At 58.3% G+C, this 23884-nt stretch carries 21 protein-coding genes and 5 tRNA genes; 2 read left to right on the top strand and 24 right to left on the bottom strand.

The window, feature by feature from the left end:
* Positions 1-177: 177 nt before the first annotated feature.
* The 10 genes from htpG to AAA069_RS04555 all read right to left on the bottom strand — a co-directional run bounded on the left by htpG (position 178) and on the right by AAA069_RS04555 (position 10364).
* The gene (gene htpG / locus AAA069_RS04600) at positions 178-2202 is read right to left on the bottom strand and encodes a molecular chaperone HtpG (protein ID WP_161115698.1); all 2025 of its coding nucleotides are present in this window, start codon (positions 2200-2202) and stop codon (positions 178-180) included.
* A 202-nt stretch (positions 2203-2404) separates the two neighbouring features.
* Positions 2405-2905 (bottom strand): GNAT family N-acetyltransferase, encoded by a 501-nt coding sequence (locus AAA069_RS04595; RefSeq protein WP_138114010.1) that lies wholly within the window; start codon positions 2903-2905, stop codon positions 2405-2407.
* 39 nt (positions 2906-2944) lie between these two features.
* Entirely contained in the window at positions 2945-3595 is a 651-nt protein-coding gene (locus AAA069_RS04590; RefSeq protein WP_022094060.1) for a CpsB/CapC family capsule biosynthesis tyrosine phosphatase, read from the bottom strand.
* Positions 3596-3612: 17 nt separating this feature from the next.
* Positions 3613-4350, bottom strand: coding sequence for a CpsD/CapB family tyrosine-protein kinase (locus AAA069_RS04585; RefSeq protein ID WP_196031722.1), 738 nt, complete (start codon positions 4348-4350; stop codon positions 3613-3615).
* Positions 4351-4352: 2 nt separating this feature from the next.
* Complete coding sequence (locus AAA069_RS04580; RefSeq protein ID WP_022094058.1) at positions 4353-5009, bottom strand: Wzz/FepE/Etk N-terminal domain-containing protein; 657 nt, start codon at positions 5007-5009, stop codon at positions 4353-4355.
* Positions 5010-5204: 195 nt separating this feature from the next.
* On the bottom strand, positions 5205-6629 hold the full coding sequence (locus AAA069_RS04575; protein WP_271737930.1) for an ATP-binding protein: 1425 nt from the start codon (positions 6627-6629) through the stop codon (positions 5205-5207).
* Between the two features lie 3 nt (positions 6630-6632).
* On the bottom strand, positions 6633-7361 hold the full coding sequence (locus AAA069_RS04570; protein ID WP_050766101.1) for a response regulator transcription factor: 729 nt from the start codon (positions 7359-7361) through the stop codon (positions 6633-6635).
* Between the two features lie 64 nt (positions 7362-7425).
* Positions 7426-8301, bottom strand: coding sequence for a phosphate ABC transporter ATP-binding protein PstB (gene pstB, locus AAA069_RS04565; RefSeq protein ID WP_229026348.1), 876 nt, complete (start codon positions 8299-8301; stop codon positions 7426-7428).
* A 103-nt stretch (positions 8302-8404) separates the two neighbouring features.
* Positions 8405-9643, bottom strand: coding sequence for an ATP-binding protein (locus AAA069_RS04560; protein WP_117848142.1), 1239 nt, complete (start codon positions 9641-9643; stop codon positions 8405-8407).
* A 25-nt stretch (positions 9644-9668) separates the two neighbouring features.
* Positions 9669-10364, bottom strand: coding sequence for a response regulator transcription factor (locus AAA069_RS04555; protein WP_117848144.1), 696 nt, complete (start codon positions 10362-10364; stop codon positions 9669-9671).
* 197 nt (positions 10365-10561) lie between these two features.
* Here AAA069_RS04555 and AAA069_RS04550 point away from each other — a divergent pair, with 197 nt between their 5' ends.
* Complete coding sequence (locus tag AAA069_RS04550) at positions 10562-11902, top strand: D-alanyl-D-alanine carboxypeptidase family protein (protein WP_158556993.1); 1341 nt, start codon at positions 10562-10564, stop codon at positions 11900-11902.
* A 323-nt stretch (positions 11903-12225) separates the two neighbouring features.
* On the opposite strand, the gene AAA069_RS04545 is transcribed toward AAA069_RS04550, so the two are convergent.
* From AAA069_RS04545 to serS, 8 genes are all read right to left on the bottom strand, one after another.
* Positions 12226-12316: transfer RNA gene (locus tag AAA069_RS04545), tRNA-Ser, on the bottom strand.
* A gap of 68 nt (positions 12317-12384) precedes the next feature.
* A complete protein-coding gene (locus tag AAA069_RS04540) occupies positions 12385-13467 on the bottom strand; it encodes an AAA family ATPase (RefSeq protein ID WP_349127685.1) in 1083 nt (360 codons plus the stop codon).
* Positions 13468-13629: 162 nt separating this feature from the next.
* The gene (locus tag AAA069_RS04535; protein WP_349127684.1) at positions 13630-16071 is read right to left on the bottom strand and encodes a hypothetical protein; all 2442 of its coding nucleotides are present in this window, start codon (positions 16069-16071) and stop codon (positions 13630-13632) included.
* A 185-nt stretch (positions 16072-16256) separates the two neighbouring features.
* Positions 16257-16333, bottom strand: a tRNA-Arg gene (locus tag AAA069_RS04530).
* 156 nt (positions 16334-16489) lie between these two features.
* Positions 16490-16566: transfer RNA gene (locus tag AAA069_RS04525), tRNA-Arg, on the bottom strand.
* A 354-nt stretch (positions 16567-16920) separates the two neighbouring features.
* Positions 16921-16997, bottom strand: a tRNA-Arg gene (locus AAA069_RS04520).
* Between the two features lie 77 nt (positions 16998-17074).
* Positions 17075-17452 carry a hypothetical protein gene (locus AAA069_RS04515; RefSeq protein ID WP_349127683.1) on the bottom strand — a complete coding sequence of 126 codons (378 nt, stop codon included), beginning with the start codon at positions 17450-17452 and terminating at the stop codon, positions 17075-17077.
* Positions 17453-17625: 173 nt separating this feature from the next.
* Positions 17626-18909: a serine--tRNA ligase gene (serS, locus tag AAA069_RS04510; protein ID WP_035136826.1), complete on the bottom strand. Its 1284-nt coding sequence runs from the start codon at positions 18907-18909 to the stop codon at positions 17626-17628.
* 111 nt (positions 18910-19020) lie between these two features.
* On the opposite strand from serS, the gene AAA069_RS04505 reads away from it, so the two are divergent.
* Positions 19021-19194, top strand: coding sequence for a DUF6724 family protein (locus tag AAA069_RS04505; RefSeq protein WP_006235069.1), 174 nt, complete (start codon positions 19021-19023; stop codon positions 19192-19194).
* A gap of 156 nt (positions 19195-19350) precedes the next feature.
* On the opposite strand, the gene proC is transcribed toward AAA069_RS04505, so the two are convergent.
* From proC to rsmA, 6 genes are all read right to left on the bottom strand, one after another.
* Positions 19351-20121: a pyrroline-5-carboxylate reductase gene (proC, locus tag AAA069_RS04500; RefSeq protein ID WP_349127682.1), complete on the bottom strand. Its 771-nt coding sequence runs from the start codon at positions 20119-20121 to the stop codon at positions 19351-19353.
* Between the two features lie 73 nt (positions 20122-20194).
* Positions 20195-20665 carry a 23S rRNA (pseudouridine(1915)-N(3))-methyltransferase RlmH gene (gene rlmH / locus AAA069_RS04495; protein WP_349127681.1) on the bottom strand — a complete coding sequence of 157 codons (471 nt, stop codon included), beginning with the start codon at positions 20663-20665 and terminating at the stop codon, positions 20195-20197.
* Between the two features lie 6 nt (positions 20666-20671).
* Positions 20672-21610: an SPFH domain-containing protein gene (locus AAA069_RS04490; RefSeq protein WP_117746891.1), complete on the bottom strand. Its 939-nt coding sequence runs from the start codon at positions 21608-21610 to the stop codon at positions 20672-20674.
* A 276-nt stretch (positions 21611-21886) separates the two neighbouring features.
* Positions 21887-21973: transfer RNA gene (locus tag AAA069_RS04485), tRNA-Leu, on the bottom strand.
* Positions 21974-22016: 43 nt separating this feature from the next.
* A complete protein-coding gene (locus AAA069_RS04480; RefSeq protein ID WP_349127680.1) occupies positions 22017-22934 on the bottom strand; it encodes a TatD family hydrolase in 918 nt (305 codons plus the stop codon).
* Positions 22924-23784 (bottom strand): 16S rRNA (adenine(1518)-N(6)/adenine(1519)-N(6))-dimethyltransferase RsmA, encoded by an 861-nt coding sequence (gene rsmA / locus AAA069_RS04475; protein ID WP_349127679.1) that lies wholly within the window; start codon positions 23782-23784, stop codon positions 22924-22926. Before rsmA ends, AAA069_RS04480 begins: the two co-directional genes overlap by 11 nt.
* Between the last annotated feature and the right edge of the window lie 100 nt (positions 23785-23884).

Below are 23884 nucleotides of genomic sequence, written 5' to 3'. Positions count from 1 at the left end.
ACAAATTGGCATGAAAAGAGGACGGCATAGACCTTCTGGTCATGCCGTCCTCTTTGAATGACAAGTTGTCGCTCTGGCGCCCGCGCAGCGTCGACTGGTCCGCCGTTCGTTAGAACGGCGGAACTGAGGGCAGCGTCGAGCCGTTACGCGGTTTGGTAAAACCGCGTAAATACCTAACTACATCAAGTTGCAAACAGCTGCTGCGAAGGCAACGGGGTCCTCGGGCAGAATGCCCTCGACCAGCAGGGCCTGGTCATAGAGCAAACCGGAGTACTGCTTGATCTTGTCGGCGTCGCCCGCCTTCTGAGCGGCGACGAGCTTGGAAAAGACCGGGTGCTTGGCGTTGAGCTCGAGCACGCGCTGGCTCTTGGGCATACCGTCGGGCGCGCCCTCGGGACCCTTCTGGAGCACCTTCTCCATCTCGAGCGAAAGCGGGCCCTCGGTGGTGATGCACGCGGGAGCATCGGTCAGGCGCGCAGAGACGGCAACCTTCTCGACCTTGTCGCCGAGTGCCTCCTTCATGGCGTTAAAGAGGTCCTCGTTCTCCTTGGTGGCGTCCTCGGCCTCCTTTTTCTCGTCCTCGGTCGCCAGGTCAAGATCACCGGTTGCGACGTTCTTGAGCTCCAGGTGACGATCCTCAACCTCGGGCTCGGCACCATCGGCCACGGCCTTCTCGGCAGCCTCGCGGGCGGCATCGTCCTCGTAGATCTTGGGCATATCGGCGGCAACGTACTCACGCATAGCCTGGAACGTGAACTCATCCACATCCTGCGTCAGCAGCAGCACGTCATAGCCGCGGTCGAGCACGCCCTTTACCACGGGCATCTTGGCCAAGCGCTCACGCGAGTCGCCGGCGGCGTAGTAGATGGCCTTCTGATCCTCGGGCATGCCCTTGGCATACTCGGCCAGGGTAATCATCTTCTGTTCCTTGGCAGACCAGAACAGCAACAGGTCGGCGAGCTCATCGGCCTTCATGCCATAGCTCGAGTAGATGCCGTACTTAAGACCGCGGCCAAAGTTCTCAAAGAACTTCTCGTAGGCCTCGCGGTCGTTGTCACGCATATCCTCAAGGTCGGCGGTAATCTTCTTTTCCACACGCTTGGCGATGGCCTTGAGCTGACGGTTCTGCTGCAGCGTCTCGCGCGAGATGTTGAGCGACACGTCGGCGGAATCCACGACGCCGCGGACAAAGTTGTAGTAGTCGGGCAGCAGGTCGTCGCACTTCTCCATGATCAGGACGTTGGAGCTGTAGAGCGCCAGACCCTTCTCGTAGTCCTTGCTGTACAGATCGAACGGCGCGCGTCCCGGCACAAACAGCAGGGCGTCATACTCGAGCGTGCCCTCGGCGTGGAAGCTGATGGTGCGCGCAGGATCGTCAAAGTCGTGGAACGTGGACTTGTAGAACTCGTCGTAGTCCTTCTGCTCGACATCGGAGCTGCGCTTCTTCCAGATCGGTGTCATGGAATTGACGGTCTCGAGCTCCTGATAGTCCTCGTACTCGGGCTTGTAATCGTCGCCGGCGTCCTCGGGCTTGGGTTTCTGGCGGCTCTTGGACACCATCATCTGAATCGGGTAGCGCACATAGTTGCTGTACTGCTGAATCAGGCTCTTGAGACCCCACTCGGTCAGGAAGCGATCGTAGGTCTCGGCCTCGCCGTCGGCATCGAGCTTCTCGTTCTCGCGCAGCGTCAGGATGACATCGGTACCGTGCTCGGCGCGCTCACCGTCCTCGATGGTGTAGCCCTCAAGACCGTCGGATTCCCACACATGGGCGACATCCTCGCCATAGGCGCGGCTGACGACCTTCACATGGCTGGCAACCATAAAGGCAGAGTAGAAGCCCACGCCAAACTGGCCGATGATGTCGACATCGGAGCCCTGCTGCTCGGCGTTCTCGGTCTTAAACTCCTCGGAGCCGGAATGGGCGATGGTGCCCAGATTGCGCTCGAGCTCCTCGGCGGTCATGCCAATGCCGTTATCCGAGATGGTAATGGTGCGGGCGTCTTTATCAAAGGAGACGCGAATGGCCAGGTCGCCCTGGTTGATCTTGACGCTCGGATCCTGCAGGCTCTTAAAGTTGAGCTTGTCGACGGCGTCGCTCGCGTTAGAGATAAGCTCGCGCAGGAAGATTTCCTTATTGGTGTAGATGGAGTTGATCATGAGGTCGAGCAGTTTTTTGCTCTCGGTCTTAAATTGACGCATGTGCAGTCCTTTCGCGCTACCCCCGTCCGCAAAAACGGCCCGGTTGCCCGAGCCGCATCGCAGACCTGCTATGTTCAGACTTAGATTTTATAACCCAATAGCGCGCATATATACATACGGAATCGAAAAACTGTATGTCCGAGCGCTCCAATGCGTCAATTGCCAAGGAGTGTCCCCAGCTGCCGGCAGAAAAGGAACGTCCCTATCTGCCATCTACGCGCTTGGCCATCCAGACATGGGGCTGGCCCTCGTCTTCGTAATCTACCGGGGCAATTTGCGTGTAGCCCGCCTTTGCATAGAGCGGCAACACGTATTCCTGCGCATGCAGCTTAATAAGCTTAGCGCCGGCATCGCGTGCACACGAAGCACTGGCCTCGACGATCGCACTCGCCAGTCCGCGACGACGCATAGCCGGCAGCACGGCGACGCGCCCCATAATGTAGGCCTCCCCCGCCGCAACGCCTTCGTCCATGTCGCATGCCGGCAACACCGGGGCCTCTGCGTCAGCCACGCGCTCAAGCTCCTCGGGAAACACGCGCGAGCAACCGGCAAGCTCGCCGTCTACATAGAGCGTCACATGAATGCAGTTCTGATCCTCGTCGATAGCGTCGAACTCATTCTCGTAGCCCTGCTCGTCCATAAAAACGACGCGGCGCACCAACGCCGCGTCATCAAAGCATCCCGTCTTAAGTTGGATATCCATGGCTGCCCTTTCATTCAATGCGAACGTTAGGGACAGATATTAGCGAAAATGAGCTCCGCGCACGCTAAACTTCGCGCGAGCCTTCGCCAGGCAGTCGTAATGACCCACGTTATGGGCATCGCTCGCGATGAAGCTGTACAGGTTCTGATCGAACAGGCGCTGTGCCGGCTTTTTCTCGCGACCAAAGCGACCGCCGGCAATAAAGTCCGCCGAAGCCTGCAGCTTGCAGCCCATATCGACCAGACGCTCCGCCACGCTTACATCCTTTTGAACCGCACGATAGCGCTCAGGATGAGCGATGATCACCTGGTAGCCACGGCACTGCAAATCGTAAATCGTGTTCTCGTACTCTCTAAACGCATACGCATCGGCATGCGTCGAAAGCTCGAGCAGAAACTCGTTGGTCCCATCGAAATGCAAGTGCTCCGCGGCATCGATACCAAGCTCAACGAGCTTTCGATGGTTGACCTCGAAGCCCATCTGGAGCGGAAAACCGTCAGCGTTATCACGCAGCAGCTCAAAGGCATCCCACATCTTGTCGTAATCAAAATAGGGATCACGGCAGTGAGGAGTGCAAACGATTCTGGTTACACCGGCCCGCTTGGCAGCCTCGAGCATCGCCAAGCTCTCATCGAGATCGGCGGCGCCGTCGTCTACACCCGGCAAGATATGGCAATGAATGTCACGCATAGGTCAGCCTTAATCAACTAAACGTTTGCTCGGTTGGTGAAGATGCCCTTTTTGGAAGTCCCCTGATCGTCGGAGCCCTTCTTCACCTTCTTACCGTCCTTGGTGTAGTAGGAGTAGTAGTACTCGCTGGTCTCGGTCTCGCAGTAGTTCATAACGGTACCGATGAGCTTGACCTTTTCGGACTTCTTAAGCTGGCCGATAGCGTTGAGTGCCTCCTCGCGCTTGGTGAAGTCCTCGCGCACCACGAACAGCGTGCCGTCGGTCAGACTTGCGATCTCGGCAGCATCGATGAAGGTGCCGACCGGGGGAGCATCAAAGATGACGTACTGAAACTTGGCGGACAGTGCCTTTACCAGCTTGGCAAAGCGGTGAGAGACGATGATGTCAGCAGGATTGGGAATGTGCGGCTCGGCATCGAGGAAGTAGAAGTTCTTCTGACCCGTCTCGACAATTGCCTGGTCAATGGAGATCTGCTCGGAAAGGACCGCATAGAGTCCGCCGCGCGAACGAACGCCGAGCATATCGGAAAGGGACCTGCGGCGCATATCGGCCTCGACCAGGAGCACGGACTTGCCGCTCGTGGCGATAGCCTGGGCAAGGTTGATGGAAACCGTAGACTTGCCCTCGTTGGGAATCGAGGACGTGACAGTAATGGAGCGAATGGGGTCGTCCACGCTCGCAAAGCGGATGTTGGCCAGAAGGGTCTTGGCGGCATTCTGTACAACGAGCTTATCGGTGTTCTTTGCCTTAGCCATGCCTATTTACCACCTTTCATAGCCGGAATTCGGCCAACAACGGGAATGCCCAGGAGCTCTTCTGCCTCTTCGGCACCGCGGATGCGGGTATTGAGCATGTCTGCCAAAACGACATAGGCGACTGCGATAAAGATACCGGCGAGGAACGCGACAGCAACGTACAGCATACGCTTGGGACCGCTGGGGGCTTCGGGGGTCTTAGCCTCGTCGATAACGTTGATGCTCTGGGCAGCGCCGACGTTCTGAGCGACCGTACTCACCGAGCTGGCCATGGCCTTTGCGACCTTAGCCGTCTCCTTGGCATCGGTGCCGGTAACCGAAAGCGTAATGACACGCGTGGTGGTCTCGGAGGAAACAGACACCTTGTAGTCATCCAGATCGGTGAGGCCCAGTTCATTGGCTGCGCCGCTCTTAACGCTATCGCTATCCAGCAGCGTGGCGATATCGTTGGAAAGCATCTGACTCGCCGAGAGATCGTTGTAGCTCATCTGACCGCTATCGTCGGTCTTGGCGAGAATGTACATGCTCGTCGTCGCGGTATAGGTGTTGTCCATCGCAACGAAGGACACGATGCCCATGGCGATCGCGCAGACCACCGGAAGGGTGATGACCAGCTGAAGGTGCTTCTTCAGCAGCTGGAACAGTTCGAGAAGGGTCATGCAGCTTGCCTTTCATTTCCCCAGTTCGGATTGACAAAACTGTCCGTATGTTATCGCATCTTTTTACCGAGACCAAACTCTATACATAAGAAACAGGCTCTCCTGTAAAAATGTCGGAAGCAATCGTAAAATTGCACAACAACGCCGCACCCGAAAGTCAAATGCGGCGTCTGCATCAATATCTATGTTATATCGCTATGCGAATGGCTCGTCCTGCTGTATGGGAAACGTCACCGTAATGGTGGTTCCCACGCCCAACTCGCTCGACAGATCGAGCGTGGCGTGATGATACAGGGCCGCATGCTTGACAATGGCAAGCCCCAGACCGGTTCCGCCGCGTGCCTTGGACCTACTCTTGTCCACGCGATAGAACCGCTCAAATACCTTGCCCTGTTCTTCAGGCGCGATACCGATTCCCGTGTCGGCGACCGCAAGGAACGGATGGCCTTCGTCGTTGGTGCCGCACTGCAGCGTAACCGTACCGCCGGGTCGATTGTAGCGGATGGCGTTGCTTGCCAGATTATAGATGAGCTCGTCAAGCAAGCGCGACACGCCCTCGATGACCACAGGCTTGGTCTCATGACTTATCGTCACATTCGCCTGACGGGCGACCTGTTCAAGACGCTGCTCGACCGCGTAGATGGCACGTGAGAGCTCAATAGGCTCCGTGGACCCAATGGGCACCGCCTCGCCCTCAGCTGCACGCTCGGCCTCGTCCAAGTTAGACAGCGTAAGGATATCGTTGACAAGCGCTGCCAAGCGGCCCGCCTCACGATAGATGCGACCGCCAAAGTTGCGCAGGTCGCCCTCGCCCTCGACCATGCCGTTTGCGATGAGCTCGGCATAGCCCGAAATCGCCGTAAGCGGCGTCTTGAGCTCATGGGTGATATTCGCCGTGAACTCGCGGCGCATACGGTCGTTGTCCGCCAGCACCGCCATTTGGCGCTTGAGCTCCTGGCGCTGCGACTCAATACGCTCAAGCATGGGGACCATCTCGGCATAGGCGTGCTCATAGCTACGGCGTGGGTGGTCCAAATCCACCTCTTGCAAAGGCGCGATGATGGCACGGGACTCGCGGCGCGCCATAAAAAACGAGAGTACCGCACCCGCTGCTGCGATAAGCAGCATCGGCGCCACCATCGACAGCAAAATCGCCGCAACGCCAGGCTGGGCCTGCGCCAAGCGGACAACCTGGCCGTTATCAAGGGCGACGGCGCGATACAGCATAATCTCGTCGAGCGTAGAGCTTGCGCGCTCCGCGGAACCCGAACCACTCTCAAAGGCCTCGATGACCTCGGGGCGATCGCCATGGTTGGGCAGTGTGGAAGGCGACGCCTCGTTGTCGTAGGCAACCGATCCATCCTTGTTAATCAGCGTGATGCGCAAGTCCTCTCGATCGAGGCTACGCAAGAACGGGATGGGCTCCTGCTGCTCGTCGAGGGCGGCAGCAATGAGCTCGGTTTCCTGCGCCAGATTGGCACTCGTGGCATCCGCCAAGGTGTTTTGCACAAAGAACGCACCCAGCACCGTAAACGCCACGATAACCGCCATGGCGCAGACAAAGATCGTCACAAAAACGCGGTGCGACAGCGTATGTTTTCCCTGGGGGGCGAAGACCACGGGTTACTCCTCCGATGCGGTGGCCGCGGTGTCGTCACCTTCGGCACCATCACCGGCAGAAGGCTCGGCCAAGCGGTAGCCCACGCCGCGCACGGTCTCGATGGCGCTGGCATGCTCGCCCAGTTTTTGGCGAAGCGTCTGCACGTGCACGTCAACGGTGCGCGAACCGCCGTCGAAGTCCCAGCCCCACACGCTCTGCAGCAACGACTCGCGGGTAAAGACCACGCCGGGCTTGCGCATGAGGTACTCGAGCAGGTCGAACTCGCGCAGGGTGAGCTTAAGCGACTCGCCGGCAACAGTCACCTCACGATGGCTGGGCGAGAGCACAATGTCGCCCACGCTGAGCACATCGCTTGCCTGTTTGACCATGCCGCCGCGACGCAGCAGTGCGCGGCAGCGGCTGGCGAGCTCCATGAGCGAAAACGGCTTAGTCAGGTAATCGTCGGCACCGCCATCGAGCGCCATCACCTTGTCGAGCTCGGTATCCTTGGCGGTAAGCATCATGATGGGCACCGTCGCCGTCAGGCGATCGGCACGCAGTCGACGCATAATCGCCAAGCCATCGGTATCGGGCAGCATGATATCGAGCAGGACAGCATCGGGTACCCGTCGCGCCACGGCGGCCTTAAACTCGCCATCGCACGAAAAGCCCTCGGCCTCGATTCCCTGCTTGCGCAGCGCATAGACCGTCAAATCCCTGATGTTGTCATCGTCCTCGACGTAATAGATCATGTTGAACCCCTTTGCGGCCGGCATGACCGCATCTTAACCCTAAAGGTGCCTGTACTAGATGGTATCAGCCAAAACGGCCCGTCAAATAATCCGCCGTGCGCGGATCAGTCGGATTCTTGAAGAGTTGCGCGGTGGGCGCGTGCTCCACCAGCTCACCCAGCAAAAAGAACGCGACCGAATCGGAAATACGCGCGGCCTGCTGCATGTTGTGCGTCACGACCACGAGCGTGCAGGTCTCCTTGAGCTCGCAGGCCAGCTGCTCCACCACCAGCGTCGATACGGGGTCGAGCGCCGAGGTCGGTTCGTCCATCAGCAGAATGTCGGGCTGCACGGCCAGCGCACGGGCGATGCACAGACGCTGCTGCTGGCCGCCCGAAAGACCCAGACCCGATTCTTTGAGCTTGTCCTTGACCTCGTCCCACAGGGCGGCGCGTCGCAGGGAGTCTTCGACCAGCTCGTCGAGCACGACGCGGTCGCGCACTCCCATGCCGCGAGGACCGTAGGCGACGTTGTCGTAGATGCTCATGGGAAACGGGTTGGGGCGCTGAAACACCATGCCCACGCGCTGGCGCAAACGGCAGATGTCGTAATCGCCCAGGATATCTTGACCATCGAGCGCAATCTTGCCCTCGATGCGGCAATCCTTGATGCCGTCGTTCATGCGGTTAAAGCAGCGCAGCAACGTGGACTTTCCGCAGCCCGAAGGCCCGATAAACGAGGTGATCTGCTTGTCGCGGATCTTGATATTCACGTCCTTGAGCGCATGATGGTCGCCATAGAACAGGTCGAGGCCCTCGACGTCGATGCGCGTCGGCGAGGCGGCAAGATCCTCTGCCGTGGGGCGAGTCGCATCCCCAACCTCGCGCTCGTGCGCGGCCTCGGCCTGCGCTTTCATGAGTTCTTCAAGCTCCGTGGGCTCCACAGCCGCAGCAGCCGTCATACCGCATACCTCCACATCGATATCAATTCAGCAGTATCGATAGTAGAAATCGCGGCTCATATGCACGTGAGCGCATTGTCAAGTGTTTGTAAGGGCACGCTGGCTATGCGGCGGGCAGCTCGATGGTGAATATCGTGTGTTCGGGCGTCGATTCACATGCAACGGTACCGCCGTGTGCCGCGATGATCTCCTTGGCAATAGCAAGGCCCAGACCGGCACCACCGCGATTGGTCGCACGCGCCGCATCCAGGCGATAGAACTTCTCAAAGATCACCTTGAGCTTAGCCGCAGGGATAGGATCGCCCTGATTGATAAAGCGCACGCGCACGCCGCCATCGTCTTGGCGCCCGGCCTCGATCGTGATAGTCGAGCCCTCATAGCTATAGGCGACGGCGTTTTTCATGATGTTGTTAAACACGCGGGCCATCTTGTCGCCATCCACGAGCACCGTCAGGTCCTCGCGAATATCAACTTGGACTTCCTTATGCTGCTCGTTGAGGATGGGATAGAACTCGTCAGTCACCTGAGCCAGCAGCAACCCCAGATCAACATAGCCGCGCGTGAGCACGATATCGTGGAAGTCAAAGCGCGTGATATCGAAGAACTCTTCGATGAGTGCATCGAGCCGGTGCGCCTTGTCGAGCGCCACGCCCGTAAAGTGCGTACGTTGCTCAACCGGCAGCTCGGGAGCCTCTTGCAGCAGCGAAAGATAGCCCACCACGCTGGCAAGCGGGGTGCGCAGGTCATGTGCCAAGTACGTGACCAGATCGTCCTTGCGATGCGACTCGTCACGCAGAGCTTGCTGCACCTTGCGCTCACGGTCACGCACGCGGTTAAGGGCGCCCTCGGCCTCCAAGAAGTCGCCGTCGATGTTGTCCCAGGTGTCGGGGTGATCGATCAGGCGATCTTGAATACGAGCGGCCAGCACACAATCGGCATGCTGCTCGCCCTGCTCGTAGCCCTGGTAGTACAGGGCGCGGCCGCACAAGAACAGCACGCACACGGCAAGCGCCAGCACAAAGCCAAGCATGTTGAATACAAAGCCGGCATCGAACAGCACCGGCCCTTCAATGCCGCCGAGCGCCATGGCGCCAATCGCCAACGTCATGGCCCACGCGGCGCCGCCAATCACCACGCAGCGGCGAACGATTTCGAATCGATCGATCAGCAAAAAGCCGATAAGCAGCACCGCCAAGATTCCGGCGATGTTATCGATGCCAATCAGCAGCAGGCTCAGCAAAAAGAGCAGCACCGTTGCAAGCGCGCGGTTGTCGACGACCGACCTCACGTATTCAAAGAGTCGATCGGGCACCTCGAATGCCTGCCTATCGTCTTTTGTCATATCCACTTCCCCACCATCAAAGGCGCTATTCGATTATGTAGCCGACGCCCCAGACGTTTTTGATAAAGCGCGGCTTTTGTGCGTCGTCGCCGATCTTTTCGCGCAGGTGGCGAATGTGCACCATCACCGTATTGTTGGAGCCGGGCATAAAGTCCTCGTTCCACACCGCGCGGAACAGGTCCTCCACGGCCGCCACGCTGCCGCGATGCTCGACCAGATACAGCAAGATGGAATACTCGATGGGCGTGAGGCGAACCGGTGAACCGTCCACTGTCACGGAACGAGCATCGCGGTTGATCTCCAGGCCGTCGAGCTGGAGGGTCAGCGACTCGGCCGCCTGTGCGCGGCTACCGTAGCTGGTGTAGCGGCGAAGTTGAGCGTGCACGCGCGCGATGAGCTCCAGCGGACGGAACGGCTTAACCACGTAATCGTCCGCGCCAAGCGAAAGACCCTCGATCTTGTCTTGCTGGGCATCGCGCGCCGTCAGCATGATCACGGGATAGGTATGGCTGGAACGGATCGTACGCAGCAGCTCAAACCCATCGATATCGGGCAGCATGACATCCAGCAGCGCCAGATCGAACTCCTGCTCCAAGATTGCCTTGGCCGCATCGGCCCCGCTATAGGCAATCTGGACATCAAAGCCCTCTTTTGTAAGGTAGATACCAACCAAGTCGGCGATGGCCTTTTCGTCATCAACTACCAAAATGCGCTCGTTCATGCGTGCTCCTCTCGCGCTCCATTATGCCCGAGGCGACGCATGCCACACACAACAAGCGTGGGTGATTAAGTCGGCCTTAAGCACCCTTGTGCCCGTTCGGGCGCGGATGTGGGCCACGCACGCACGCGATGATCGCCGACGCCGGCAAACGATATACTCTAGTTCCAGAAGAGACCATCCCGTCGAAAGCGAAATCCGTGAAGTCCCTCACCTCTTTTGCAAAGCGCTCAGCCCAGCTTGCCGCCGGCTTTGTCTGCGCTATCGCCCTTGCCGCTGGCGTGCCCACCGTCGCCGGCGCCCAAGTGCTCACGACCGACAATGTTTGCGGCAAAACCGCCGATGCGCGCGGCATCACGGCCGAAAACCTGCCCGATATCGATGCGACCAATGCCCTCGTCATGGGCAAAGACGGCACCGTCTACTATGCCCGTGGCGCCGATGAGCAGGTCAAGATCGCCTCGATCACCAAGGTCATGACCGCGATCCTAACCGTCGAGAATTGCAAGATGGACGAGAAGGTCACGGTAAGCAACGCCGCAGCCACCGTGGGTAATTCGACCGCCGGCTTGCTCGAAGGCGACGAGCTTACCGTGGAGCAGGCACTGCGCGGCCTGATGATTCCCTCGGGCAACGACGCCGCCATCGTGCTCGCCGAATATGTGGGCAAGAAGATCGACCCTAAGACCAAAGACGCCGAGGCCACATTTGTGAAGGCCATGAACGAGCGCGCTAAGAAGCTCGGCTGCACCGGTACGCTTTTTGAAAACCCGCATGGTCTGGACTTTGATGAGTGGGCTGGCGATATGCACTCAACCGCACATGACGTAGCGCTAATGATGCAGAAGGCCATGAAAAACGACACGATCCGCGAGGTCGTAGCGAGCGAGGATTCTTGGATCGAGGTCACGGGCGCCGACGGCACCGACCATTCGCACTCCATGGACACGCATAACTATTTGCTGGGCCAAGATGGCAACATCGGTGGCAAGACCGGCACCACCGACGATGCAGGCTATTGCTTTACGAGTGCCTACAACCGCGATGGCGACGAGATCTACACCGTCGTTTTGAACTCCACCACCACCGACCAGCGCTTTACCGATACCGCAACCCTTGCCAATTGGTACTACGGTCACAAGGTGACGGTCGCGATCGCCAACACGCAGGAAAAGACCGCCAACGGCAACCCGCTTATGGCGCGCATTGGCCAAACCGACTGGACGGATAAGACGATCGACGCCACACTCGCCGATCCTACGGCGCAAGCGACCGTGTTTTCCCTTGCCGGCGAGGTGACCGAAAAGGTTAGCTACGACGATCTTTCGGGCACGGTGCATGTGGGCGACAAGGTGGGCAGCGTTACGCTCAAGCAGGACGACACCAAGATCGCCGTCATGGACCTAGTTGCCGACGAGGAAGGTGCAGGGCCGAATCCCATTGAATGGCTCCTTGTGAAGCTCGATCGCTTGGGCCGCCGCATCGACAACCGGCCACTCACGGCAGAGAGCGAGACCGTAGCCAAGGCACCCGAGGTGTAGGGTCGAAGAACAATACGCTCGCTGAAAGGAGGCGTCCAACGGGGCGCCTCATTTTTTGAGGGTTCGAATCCCCAGTTAACATTCTCCTAATCAAAAAAGGGCCCTGAATGGGACCCTTCTTTCAATTCATACTGGCGGAGAGCTGGGGATGTCCGGGCATGCTACGCATGCCCTCCGGCTTCAAAGCCTGGCGGCTTTTCGCCCACGGGCTACAAACGCTTTCGCGTTTGCTTAACGCCCGTGCCCTCTCGGGTTCGAATCCCCAGCGCCCTTTCTCGATAATAAAAAAGGGCCCCCGATGGGACCCTTCTTTAAAGTTAAACTGGCGGAGAGCTGGGGATTCGAACCCCAGATGCCCTTTTGGGGCATACTCGCTTAGCAGGCGAGCACCTTCGGCCTCTCGGTCAGCTCTCCGTAACAGCCGTTCTATAGTAACCAAACAGTCGAGGATGGGCAAGAGGGAATTTGGAGCGATTCCATTTTTACCTTTCCCGCACCGCCTCCAACAAATAGTCGCGCATATACGGAATTGCAAACGAAACACAGCCATAGCCCGCGGGCTCAATCAACCCCGCATCGATCAGACGCTTGCGATATGACCCAACTTTGTTCGCCGACAAACCCATCTTCTTGGCGATATCGCCGTTGGCGATATCGACGCCCTCGCATTGAGCCATCGCCGCGAGATACTGAAACTGCCGTTCCGACACCCTGCGCAGCGCTGGGGCAATCACCATAGCATTAAAGCTATCAAGAGCCGCCTGGATACCCTTACGAGCCGCCTCTTCGCTCACGCTCTCCGCCCCACTGCGCGCAGCAACCTGCCAAGCGTAATATCCGACCAGCTGGACCATAAAGGGATAGCCTGCCGAAGCTTTTGTTAATAGCTCAGCGGCACCTTTGTCGAGCTCCTTGCCCGCTCGTCTCATCGTATCCTCAAACGATCCGCCAACTTCAAAATCGGAAAGCCGAGTAAGTTCAACATGTTTGGCTCGCTGAAGGAACGTCAACGTATCATCCACCACCACGCCATCTACCGATGTCGGCAGCCCGGCGAAAGCGAAAGCGACATTCGCTCCTTGGCGGATCAAGAGCTGCATCTCATTGCCTAGCTCGCGCATTTCCTCAGTTGAGGCATCCTGGATCTCGTCGAGCGTAATGAGCAGACCACCGCGCTTCGCAGCATCGTACATCGCCTCGCCCAGATGAGAGGCCGACTTCGACATCTCCATGGAGCCAAGGCTGACCCCTAAAATCGATGGGGAAATCGAGATTGATTCAAGACGAACGTTTCGCTGCAGAGCCTCGAGGATTCTATTGCAAAAACCAGCATTGGAGGCAACGTCAACGACCTCGAATCCTTTTTTGCGTGCAAGGTCACCCAATGCATTAAGGAGCACCGTTTTACCTGTGCCTCGGACGCCCGAGATGCGCATGAGTCGATCGGGGGCACCAGGACCATTCTCAAGAGCCTCGGCAAAGTCATCCAAAACAGTGTCCCGTCCGATAAGCTCAGGCGGATTCATGCCCGCCGTTGGCTTAAAGGGGTTAACAGCTTTCGTCATTCTGCCCTCCTCTACTAGTTTTAACAACTTTAACAAAGTTTAGCAACTTTAGCAGAGTTTAACAGTTTTAGCAGGCTCGGCGGCTTTATGCCTTACTGATCCTGCCGGGTCCTCCCGCCCGCGCCGATACAAATAGCGCGGTGCGGCCCCTCTATATCGCCCCTACCCCAGCGAGCGGTTGAGGGAGCCGAGCTCGTCGTTGCCCATGGTGCGCCACATTTGGAAGATGCAACCGCGTGCCAGGAAAAAGAAGCCGTTGTCGACCAGTTGAACAGCGGCATCTGCCAGCTGATTCGTCACGGCGGACACTGGCGGCAGCTCGAGTCCAGCCTTGCGAATGGTCTCGACCGCTTCCTCGAACGTCGGAGGCTCGCTGACGCCCATCTCGTTCATAAGGCCCTGCATTTCTTCCAGCGCGCTGCTGCCCGACTCCTCGCCGCGTGGCACCAGACGGTAACAAGCCAGCGCCAGGTCGAGCTGATCGCAATTCCAATAGGCAAACGCCAGGCGATAGAACAGGTAGCCGATTGCAGAGCGATCGCTGGCAATACGTAGGCCGTGGCGCGCCACCTCGATAATCTCGTCAAAGCGCTCCAGACGCGCAAGAACGTTGATGAGCGCAAAGTGCGATTGCATGGACGAGCGCGCCAGATCGTAAAGATGGCGCACCTCGGGCAGTGCTCGTTCAAAGTCCTCTTGCTCGACGTAAAAGCTGCAGATCTCGTGCTGGGCAAAGTACAGCGCATCGGGCGCACGAAGGATTCGCACAGAGCGGTCTTCTTCCAACACCGGTAGCACCATGCGCACCAGCTGGTTATCGCAAAACTGCGTTTGAACCGGACCTGTCGCCAAAAGCTCGGCAACGGCGCACTTAGCCTCCAACTCCTCAACAAGACGGGAAAAGCCTTCAAAAGCACCTGTACGGTCGACTTTTGCCTGCTCGCGCAATTCAACAACACGGGCCACGTATGGGTCGTCGTCCTCTTCCATGACCTCCAACTCGTCAGCCGTATCGGCAAGCAGCAAATCGCGCAGCGCCGGCGGAAGCGTGCGATGGTCATCACGCGGACGAGCATGAACCTCCGCAGGTTCAATCGTCTCCGGAGCAGTTGACTCATACGCCTCAAGTACACGCTTGCACGGCATATCGTCCATGTCCATGCTCTCAAGATCCTTGGCGACAGGCACGCAATCGGCCAGATAGGCCGCGCGCCCAAAGAAATACGTTGCGACAACGCGCTCGCCCTGCTCACTGTCGGGAGCAGCAATCTGCACATAGCAGCGCGTGATGCAGGTGCCCGCGGCAAAACACGCTGCCGCAAGCGTGAGTGCCACGCGCGCATCGTGTTCCGCGGCCCAGACCGCGCGCGTGTCCTCGTCCAGCTCGCGCCAGGCGTCATCTTGAGCGTCGTATTCACGTTGCGGCATGGCATCAACGACAGACTGCCCAAACCGAACGAGCATAATCCCCTCGGCAACGTTTGCCCGATAGGTATAGTCGAGCCGTGTGACAACGTTAAGTGCCTCGACGATACGCGCGAAGCGGGTACGCACATCCCACTCACCGCCCGGCTGGCAAGCCACCGTACCCGGTTTGCCCCACGGGTTATCGCTCGAGGCCGTATCGAGCAGTCGGGGAACATCGTTGGTCGTCTTGGCGATATGCCACGAATCAAAGAGCGCGCAGCCCTCAAGGCTCGGCGAGGATGCCGCAGGGACCAATCCGGCCCCGATGCGCTCAAGGATGCCGGAGAGGCGGTTGAGACGGCACTCGATGGCAAGCAGCATGTCAATCTCGTCCTGGTCCAGCAAGCTACGATCAAAATTGAGATAAAACAGCTTTGACCGGTCGATGCGCGCCAGGCTCATTTCGGACTTGGCGGCAATGGTGCGCAGACGGGGCAAGTCAATTTCGCTCATAAGGGTGGCGGCATAGCGCTCGATACCGCTCGGATTCTCGGCATGGTCAACGCGGTAAAGCAGCGTCTCGATAGCATCGGGGAGCGGTGACGTGTTAAAGCCCAAAAACACCTCGACCGGCTCGGGCAACTTTACGAGCTTGATCTTGTCGACAACGTTTTGCATGTCCGCATCGAGACCGTCGACGCCCGCCGTGTTCGCAATAGCGCTTTCGGAGTTGGCAAATATCACGTAGCGCAGGAACATCGACGCCATGAACTCGCCGTAAGGAAGGGAGCGGGCCGAATTCCATGTCTCGTGGTCGGACTGCTCGCGCATGGGGCCTTCGGGAGAGCCGGCAGTTTGCGCACACGTACGCATTGCACCGTTGGCTTCCCTTACCATAATCTCACCAATACTGGAATCCGACTCGTCAAGGACCAGCTCCATGTCGGGATCGTTGGGCAGCGGAGCCTCGCTAACGGGGCGGTCCACCTTGTACACCTCACCCGAAACGCTTACGTAGCCCAAAAGCGACACATGGCTTTTGCCAACGAATTCGACGACATAACAAGATTCATGCTGATCCTCGCCAAAGACTTTCCAGACAACACCATACGAGCGCCCCGCGGGCTGCTCGGGCATCGCCGGAAAGCGCTTCTTGGGATCGAGAAACCTGAGCTTGTATGTCGGACGCTCTGCCACGAAGTATCACCCTGATCGGTCGCTTGAAGAAGGAGTGGTCACGGATGGGCCGCGACACCTACTCGAAATCTTACACGAGTCGACAGGAAATAGTCCGCTTTACGCCCGCGCCTCGACCGAGGTTCGAATCCATGCGGTGCTTACGTAAAAGAAAAGCCCCCGTTGCCGGGAGCTTTAATCTCAAATGGTGCGGCGTATAGGATTCGAACCTATGACGTTCTGATTCGTAGTCAGACCCTCTATCCAGCTGAGGTAACGCCGCGACTTGTTGATTATTATGCACATGGACTGAATAAAGGTCAAGCGTTTTTCAAAAAAAGTTATTGAATTTGATTTTTACTCATTTTGACCACTTGATGCGATCTTCGACGCATCGCGATATAAAAAAGCCCCCGTTTCCGGAGGCTTAAAACTCAATTGGTGCGGCGTATAGGATTCGAACCTATGACGTTCTGATTCGTAGTCAGACCCTCTATCCAGCTGAGGTAACGCCGCAACGCACGGATTATTATGCACGTGACCCCTCGATGGGTCAAGCGACAATTTGGAAAAATTTTACGGAGTGCTGATTAAGACGCCTGCGCCTCGACCGAGGTTCGAATCCATGCAGCGGCGGCGTAAAAGAAAAGCCCCCGTTGCCGGAGGCTTTCGATTTTAATTGGTGCGGCGTATAGGATTCCGCGCATCCGCTGCGCGGATCCGCACCGGCTTCGCCCGCCTGCCGGCGTGCTCGCCCGCTCGCTAAAAACGCTCCGCGTTTTCTTGGCGCTCGCGCCTCGACCGAGGTTCGAATCCATGCAGCGGCGACATAAAAGAAAAGCCTCCGTCGCCGGAGGCTTCAAGTTCAATTGGTGCGGCGTATAGGATTCGAACCTATGACGTTCTGATTCGTAGTCAGACCCTCTATCCAGCTGAGGTAACGCCGCAGCGCAAGACATATAAAACCACTTTAGCTTATTGGAGTCAAGCTCAATCTCAAACTTTTTTGTGGAACGCAGTTTTGTCATGCTGCTCCGCATATACCGCTGTTCCCCGTACGATCGATTGGCTTTTCGATTACGTCAAACTTAGCATCAAGTTCCCTCAGGAGCGATCTCACCCGCTGGGCACAGTCATAATCGGCAAACGAGATGCTCAGCATGCGCGCGACCTGGTTGGAAGTCCCAACTCCATAGAAGTGCTCCAGCACCACAAGTCCCTCGTGCATCACAAAGGTCTCGACCACATGCGGCGACTCCTCAAAGCACCATTGTGTCAACGGACCCTCGCTCGTCTGCCGAACCACCAGGCCGCCCATGCCAGACGGCTCACACGTTACAAGCAGGTACTCCCCGCCCTCGTCGCTCTCAAACAAAACCACCCGATCATCAAACAGCTCCATCGCGTCCCCTTTCTCTCGCTCTTATTTAGCAAAAGCATAGCAGGTAGATGGCTGTATACAGAACAGTTGTTCGTGTGTTTTCTATTGAGCTGTCCGCACGGCATGGTATGGACCTGCGCACGAAATAGGGCGCCCCCGAAGGAGCGCCCTTGCATATCCCCTATGCAGCCAACTTACGCGACCGGCTCGATCTTCTCGAGACCACCCATGTAAGGACGCAGGACCTCGGGGATCGTGATGGTGCCGTCGGCGTTCTGGTAGTTCTCCAGAATGGCGGCCATGGTGCGGCCGGCCGGCAGGCCGGAACCGTTGAGCGTGTGCAGGTAGCGCGAACCCTTGAAGTTCTCGGGGTCGCGATACTTGATGTTGGCGCGGCGAGCCTGGAAGTCACCGCAGTTGGAGCAGGAGCTGATCTCCTTGTAGGCGTTGTAGCTCGGCAGCCAGACCTCGACGTCGTAGGTCTGACGGGCAGAGAAGCCCAAGTCACCGGTGCACAGGCTAATCACGCGATACGGAAGGCCCAGCTGCTGCAGCAGGTACTCGGCCTCGGCGGTCATGCTCTCGAGCTCCTCGTCAGACTCCTCCGGCTTAGCGAACTTGACCATCTCGACCTTGTCGAACTCGTGCTGACGGATAATGCCGCGGGTGTCGCGACCGGCGGAACCGGCCTCCTCGCGGAAGCAGGGGGTGAAGGCGGTGTAGCGGCGCGGCAGAGTGTCGGCATCGAGGACCTCGCCGGCGTGCAGGTTGGTAAGCACGACCTCGGCGGTGGGGATCAGGAAGTTGTCGCCCGAGACGTGATAGGCGTCGTCCTCGAACTTGGGCAGCTGACCCGTGCCAAACATGGTCTGACGCTTGACGACGATGGGCGGCCACCACTCCTTAAAACCACGGCTGGTGTGCGTATCGAGGAAGAAGTTGATAAGGGCGCGCTCCAGGCGGGCGCCGGCGCCACCGAGAACGGTAAAGCGGCTGCCGGAGAGCTTATTGCCACGCTCGAAGTCGAGGATGTCCAGATCGGTGCCCAGATCCCAGTGCGGCTTAAAGTCGAAGTCGAACTCGCGCGGGGTGCCCCAGCGGCGACGCTCGATGTTCTCGTCCTCGTCCTTACCGTACGGGGTGGCCTCGCACGGAATGTTGGGCAGGTGAGCCATGAAGTCGTACTGCTCCTGCTCGAGAGCGGTGCGGCGCTCGGCCAGACCGTCAATCTTCTCGTTGACGGCGCGCACGGCCTCCTTGGCGGCCTCGGCCTCCTCCTTCTTGCCCTCCTTCATCAGGGCGCCGATCTTCTTGGACTCGGCATTGCGCGTAGCCTGGAGCTCCTCGACCTCGGTGATGACGGCACGGCGCTCGTCGTCGAGCTCAAAGAACTTCTCGCGATCCCAAGACGTCTGGCGGTTAGCCATGGCGACATCGATGGCATCGGGGTTCTCGCGAACAAACTTGATATCAAGCATTAGATCCTCCGGCGATATACATTCCATTTAGGTTGCAACCTTGTACATGTATGGGCAAGTATATACTTATGAGCGTTTACGACCCAACTCAACTACGCAAGAAGGCACCCAATGGACGCAGTTTTTTCCTTTTTGTTTGGCACCCGCACCGGTTTTGCCATCCTTTTCGCCGGCGGCATCCTGTTATTTGCGATTCTTGCCTTTGTAATGGAGAAGCGTACCCATAAGATGTACGTCGACCGCGGACCCAAGTCCGAGGATGAGGAAGACAGCTTCTGGGACTAACCTGCCAAAAAGGGACAGGTTTATTTTGGTCGGTTTTATCTGGGCAAATGCAAGCGCCCCGCAACTGGAATTGAGCCAGTTGCGGGGCGCTTTTCGTACATGTGACAAAACCGCAGGAAAAACCTGCCAAAATTAACCTGTCTTTTTTGGTCGGTTTTATTGGAGAGTTGCGTCAATTGCCTTGACCAGGGCGCTGCGCATGCCGGCGTCCTCGAGCGCAACGACGCCCTTGATGGTGGCGCCACCGGGCGAGCATACGGCATCCTTCATCGCCGCAGGATGCTGGCCAGTTGCAAGCTGCAGCTTTGCCGTACCCAGCACCATCTGGCTCACAATGCGATAGGCATCGGCACGCGGGATACCGTGCTTGACCGCCGCATCGCCCAGGGCCTCGATTGCCATAGCGACAAATGCCGGAGCGCAACCACCCACCGTGCCGCCCACAAACAGCAGGCTCGTATCGAGCTCGACCACCGCACCGAGCTTGCCAAGCAGATCAAGCACCACTGCGCTCTGCTCATCACTGAGCGTGGAAGCCTTCTCGCAAGCGATGACGCCCTCGCCCACCGAAACCGGTGTGTTGGGCACCGTCGAGATGTGCGCGACGCCCGGCAGGACCTGCTCCCACTTGGCACTGTCCCAGGTCCAGGCAACCGACAGTACGACCTTTTTGGCAAGAGCATCCTTGAGCGGGGCGAATACCTTCTCGATCATGTACGGCTTGACCGCCGCAACCACGATATCGGACGCGGCAACAACCTCCGCCGCATCGTGGCAGGCAGCCATGCCCCGCGCCTCGCAACGCTCAACCAGAGCATCGTAGCGGCCTGCGCAAGCGCACATGTCGCCCGCTGCCACGCCGGCGGCAATCCAGCCATCGGCCATAGCGCTCGCCATATTGCCAAAACCGACAAATCCGATCTTCATATCACATAGTCCTTTCAGACACATTCCTCAAAACGAAAGGTATTGTCCCACGCCATTGTTTCCTATTGCCGACCTATTTGTGATACGGCTCGCCACGACTGATCTTGCAGGCACGGTAAATCTGCTCTAGCAGCACCACGCGCGCCAAGTTATGCGGCAAGGTAATGCGTCCAAAGCTGAGCATCTCGTCGGCTCGTACGCGCACGTTATCGCTCACGCCGTCCGATCCGCCAATCACAAAGGCGATGTCGCTGTTACCACGCAGCATAAGATCATCGAGCCGCGCCGAAAACTCCTCGCTTGAGCGCTCTTTGCCCTCAATGGCCAGCAGGATCACATGCGCTCGAGACGGCAAGGCAGCAAGAATCGCCACCCCCTCCTTGTCGCGCGCGGCATCCACGCCGCCCGCCTTAGCCGGGTCGATATCGGCCACCTCGCGGATATCAACCTTGGCATAGGCGCCCAGACGCTTGGTGTACTCAGCGCACGCGTCCTTCCAAAAGCGCTCCTTGAGCTTACCGACGCAAACGACGGTGTATTTCACGCGCGTCTACTCCTTCGAATCGTTCTGAACCTTACCGGCAGCCAGCATCTGCTCGAACATAGAGGCCGACTGCGAGAAGTCGCTCGGTAGCACAACCGTCGAGGTTTTACCCGTGCGAGCGAACTCCGTCATCATCTCGGACCACTGCGTAAACATGAACAGTTGGTTGGCCTCGTCATTGCCGACACCCGTCTCCTGGATGATCTCGAGCGAATCTTTGATACCCAGTGCGATGGCCTTGCGCTGGTTGGCGATGCCCTCACCCGCCTTTTCCATTGCCTCGGCCTCGGCGGTCGCCTCGGTGACGCGCTTGATGCGGTCGGCCTCAGCGAGCTCCTGTGCCGCAGCGCGCTTGCGCTGGGCAGCGTTGATGTCGTTCATGGAGTTCTCAACCTCGGTCGGCAGTGCGATTTTGGTGATGAGCGTCGACACGAGGGTGAAGCCGTAGGCGGCCATCTGCTCGGAAACGGTAGCGTTGACATCCTTGGCGATGTCATCCTTCTTGGCAAAGACCTCATCGAGTGTGTAGACGGGGATCGAAGAGCGCAGGGCGTCGGTGATGAAGTCACGCATCTGGTCGACGGGCTCCTGCAGCATGTAGTAGCTCTTGTAGATACCCGAATCTGCCGGGCCGGCGCCCATGTCATAGCTCACGTGGTACTGAGCAGAGACCTCAAGGCCGATGGTCACGTTGTCCTGGGTCTTAACGTCGATACCAAAACCGTTTTTCATGGTGCGCAGACTCACCGTGGCGGCCTTGCGGTCGATCACGGGCACCTTCATGTGGAAGCCCGCGTTGACGATGCGGTTAAACTTGCCCAGACGCTCGATGATCACGGCATGCTGTTGTTCAACGACATAGCAGGCGTTGGGAAGCAGTAACAACAAAATGATGATGGGAATCAAAAGGCTGGTAAGGGCGGCGATGATACCGGACAACAGCATGGTCTCTCCTCTGATAGGCATACGTTGGCACTAGGATACCCGTCCAAGGAGATCGTGCATAACAAAAAAGCCCCCATTGCTAGGAGCTCTTTCATTTAATGGTGCGGGCGAAAGGACGTCCGCGTATCCGCACCGGCTTCGGCCGCCTGCCGGCGTCCTCGCCAGCTCGCTAAAAACGCTCCGCGTTTTCTTTACGCTCGCTCCTTCGCAGGTTCAAGTCCCTGTGATGGGCCCATAACAAAAAAAGCTCCCATTGCTGGGAGCTCTTTTATTTAATGGTGCGGGCGAAAGGACTTGAACCTTCATGGGGTTGCCCCCATACGGACCTGAACCGTACGCGTCTGCCAATTCCGCCACGCCCGCGTGCAGGAATTAGAATAACGGAGCGCCACCGCGAACGCAAGAACTATTTTTGAAAAAGTTTGCAGGCATTTTCCCAAGCGGCTTGCGCGATTGTTTCGGCGTCCTCACCTGTGCGATCGACACGGTCGTTAACCAGCGCGTTTGCCGTAATGGAAATCATTGCGGGCTCACATTCAAGACCGCGGATGGGCTCCGGAGCCATATACGGGCAATCCGTCTCAAACAAAATTCGATCGAGTGGGGTTGCCGCGAATGCCTCGCGCACGTCGTCGTTGCGCTTAAAGGTAGCCGCACCACCATAGGCGATATAGCAGCCCAGCTCCACAAAGCGCTCCATCGTGGCGCGGTCCTCGCCAAAGCAGTGCAGCACACAACCGGCCTGGGGCACGCCCACCTCACGAAGCACGTTGTAGGCGTCCACATGCGAGGTACGCTCATGGTCCGTGTCCTCGTGGCGCAGATGCAGCTCCACCGGCACGTTACGGCACACGGCAAGCTCGAGCTGACGCGCCATGCAGTCAATCTGCACGTTATGGGGTGCCGGCGCGATATCGTCGTCATAGTCCATATGGTAGTCCAGGCCGATTTCGCCAATACCGGCGCATAAGGGGTCATCGAGTGCGGCAACGACCTGCGCGTGAACGTCGCCGGTATAGTCCGGCGCACCATACGGATGCACGCCGGCAAGATACTTGATCTGAGGGATATCCTGCATCGGCAGAATTTCGCGCACGAGCCAGTCGCTATAGTCCGTCACGCTGCGTTTGTCAGCGATGGGGTCGAACATCGTCACCAACAGGTCGACGCCCGCGGCTTTGGCGCGCACGAGCGTCTCGGGCACTTCTTTGCCCCAAAACGAAAGCAGATGCGCATGCGTGTCGGCAAGCGGCGCCAAGGGCACGGGACAAGCAACCGTCTTCTTTTTCTTGGTAAACGTCATGCGTTCGGCATTAAGCGTCATGGATTAGCTCCTGGGCCAGGCGGACAAAGTCGGCAACATCAAGCGTTTCGGCGCGCGTGGTGGATGCGATACCGCAAGCCTCAAAGGCGGCATCGAGCACGTCCTTGGCAAAGCCGTTGGCGCTCATGGAGTTGCGAATGGTCTTGCGACGCTGAGCAAATGCAGCATCAATCACGCGGGCCACAAACTCGCGGTCGAGTCCTTCGGGCACCACGCCGTCAACACGGTCGATACGCACGACGGCCGAGTCCACGTGCGGCGCCGGCATAAAGCAACGCGGCGGCACCTCAAAGCGACCCGTAACCTGCGCATACAGGCCGAGCTTTGCCGTATAGCCGCCATAGGTCTTGTTGCCCGGCGTTGCGGCAATACGATCTGCAACTTCCTTTTGCACCATGACGACAGCGCGCTTAAGCGCGGGCATCGTCTGGAAGAACTGAAGGATGATCGTTGCCGCCACGTTATAGGGCAGATTCGCGACAAACACCGTAGGTTCACCACCGGCGGCCTGCTCAATCTGCTCCGGCGTCACTTTGAGCGCGTCGCCCATGATAAAGCGGAAGTTGGCATAGTCGGCGGCGTGAGCATCGAGCACCGGCTCGAGCTCGGGATCGGCCTCGATCGACGTGACGCACGCCGCCTCCCGCAGCAGCGCAAGCGTGAGCGTGCCAACGCCCGGGCCAACCTCGAGCACGCGCTCATCGCCCGCAAGCTCAGCGAGCTCACAGATACGTTCGATCACATGGTTGTCGATCAGGAAGTTCTGGCCCAGGCGATGTTTGGTCGCAAGGCCAAACTCCTCTAGCAGCTCCCTAGTTGCCGTGGGGTTTGCCAAAGGCGAAGTTGTCATGGTTGCCTCCTTAACATGGTGGCTGCATCGTAAAGCAAAAGGGCATGGACCGTTGCGGCCATGCCCTTACATCTAAACAGCAAATTGCCGATATGGCGCG

This window comes from Collinsella sp. CLA-SR-H006 (assembly GCF_040097075.1).
Taxonomy (GTDB): domain Bacteria; phylum Actinomycetota; class Coriobacteriia; order Coriobacteriales; family Coriobacteriaceae; genus Collinsella.
This window is presented reverse-complemented; position numbering and strand designations above follow the sequence as displayed.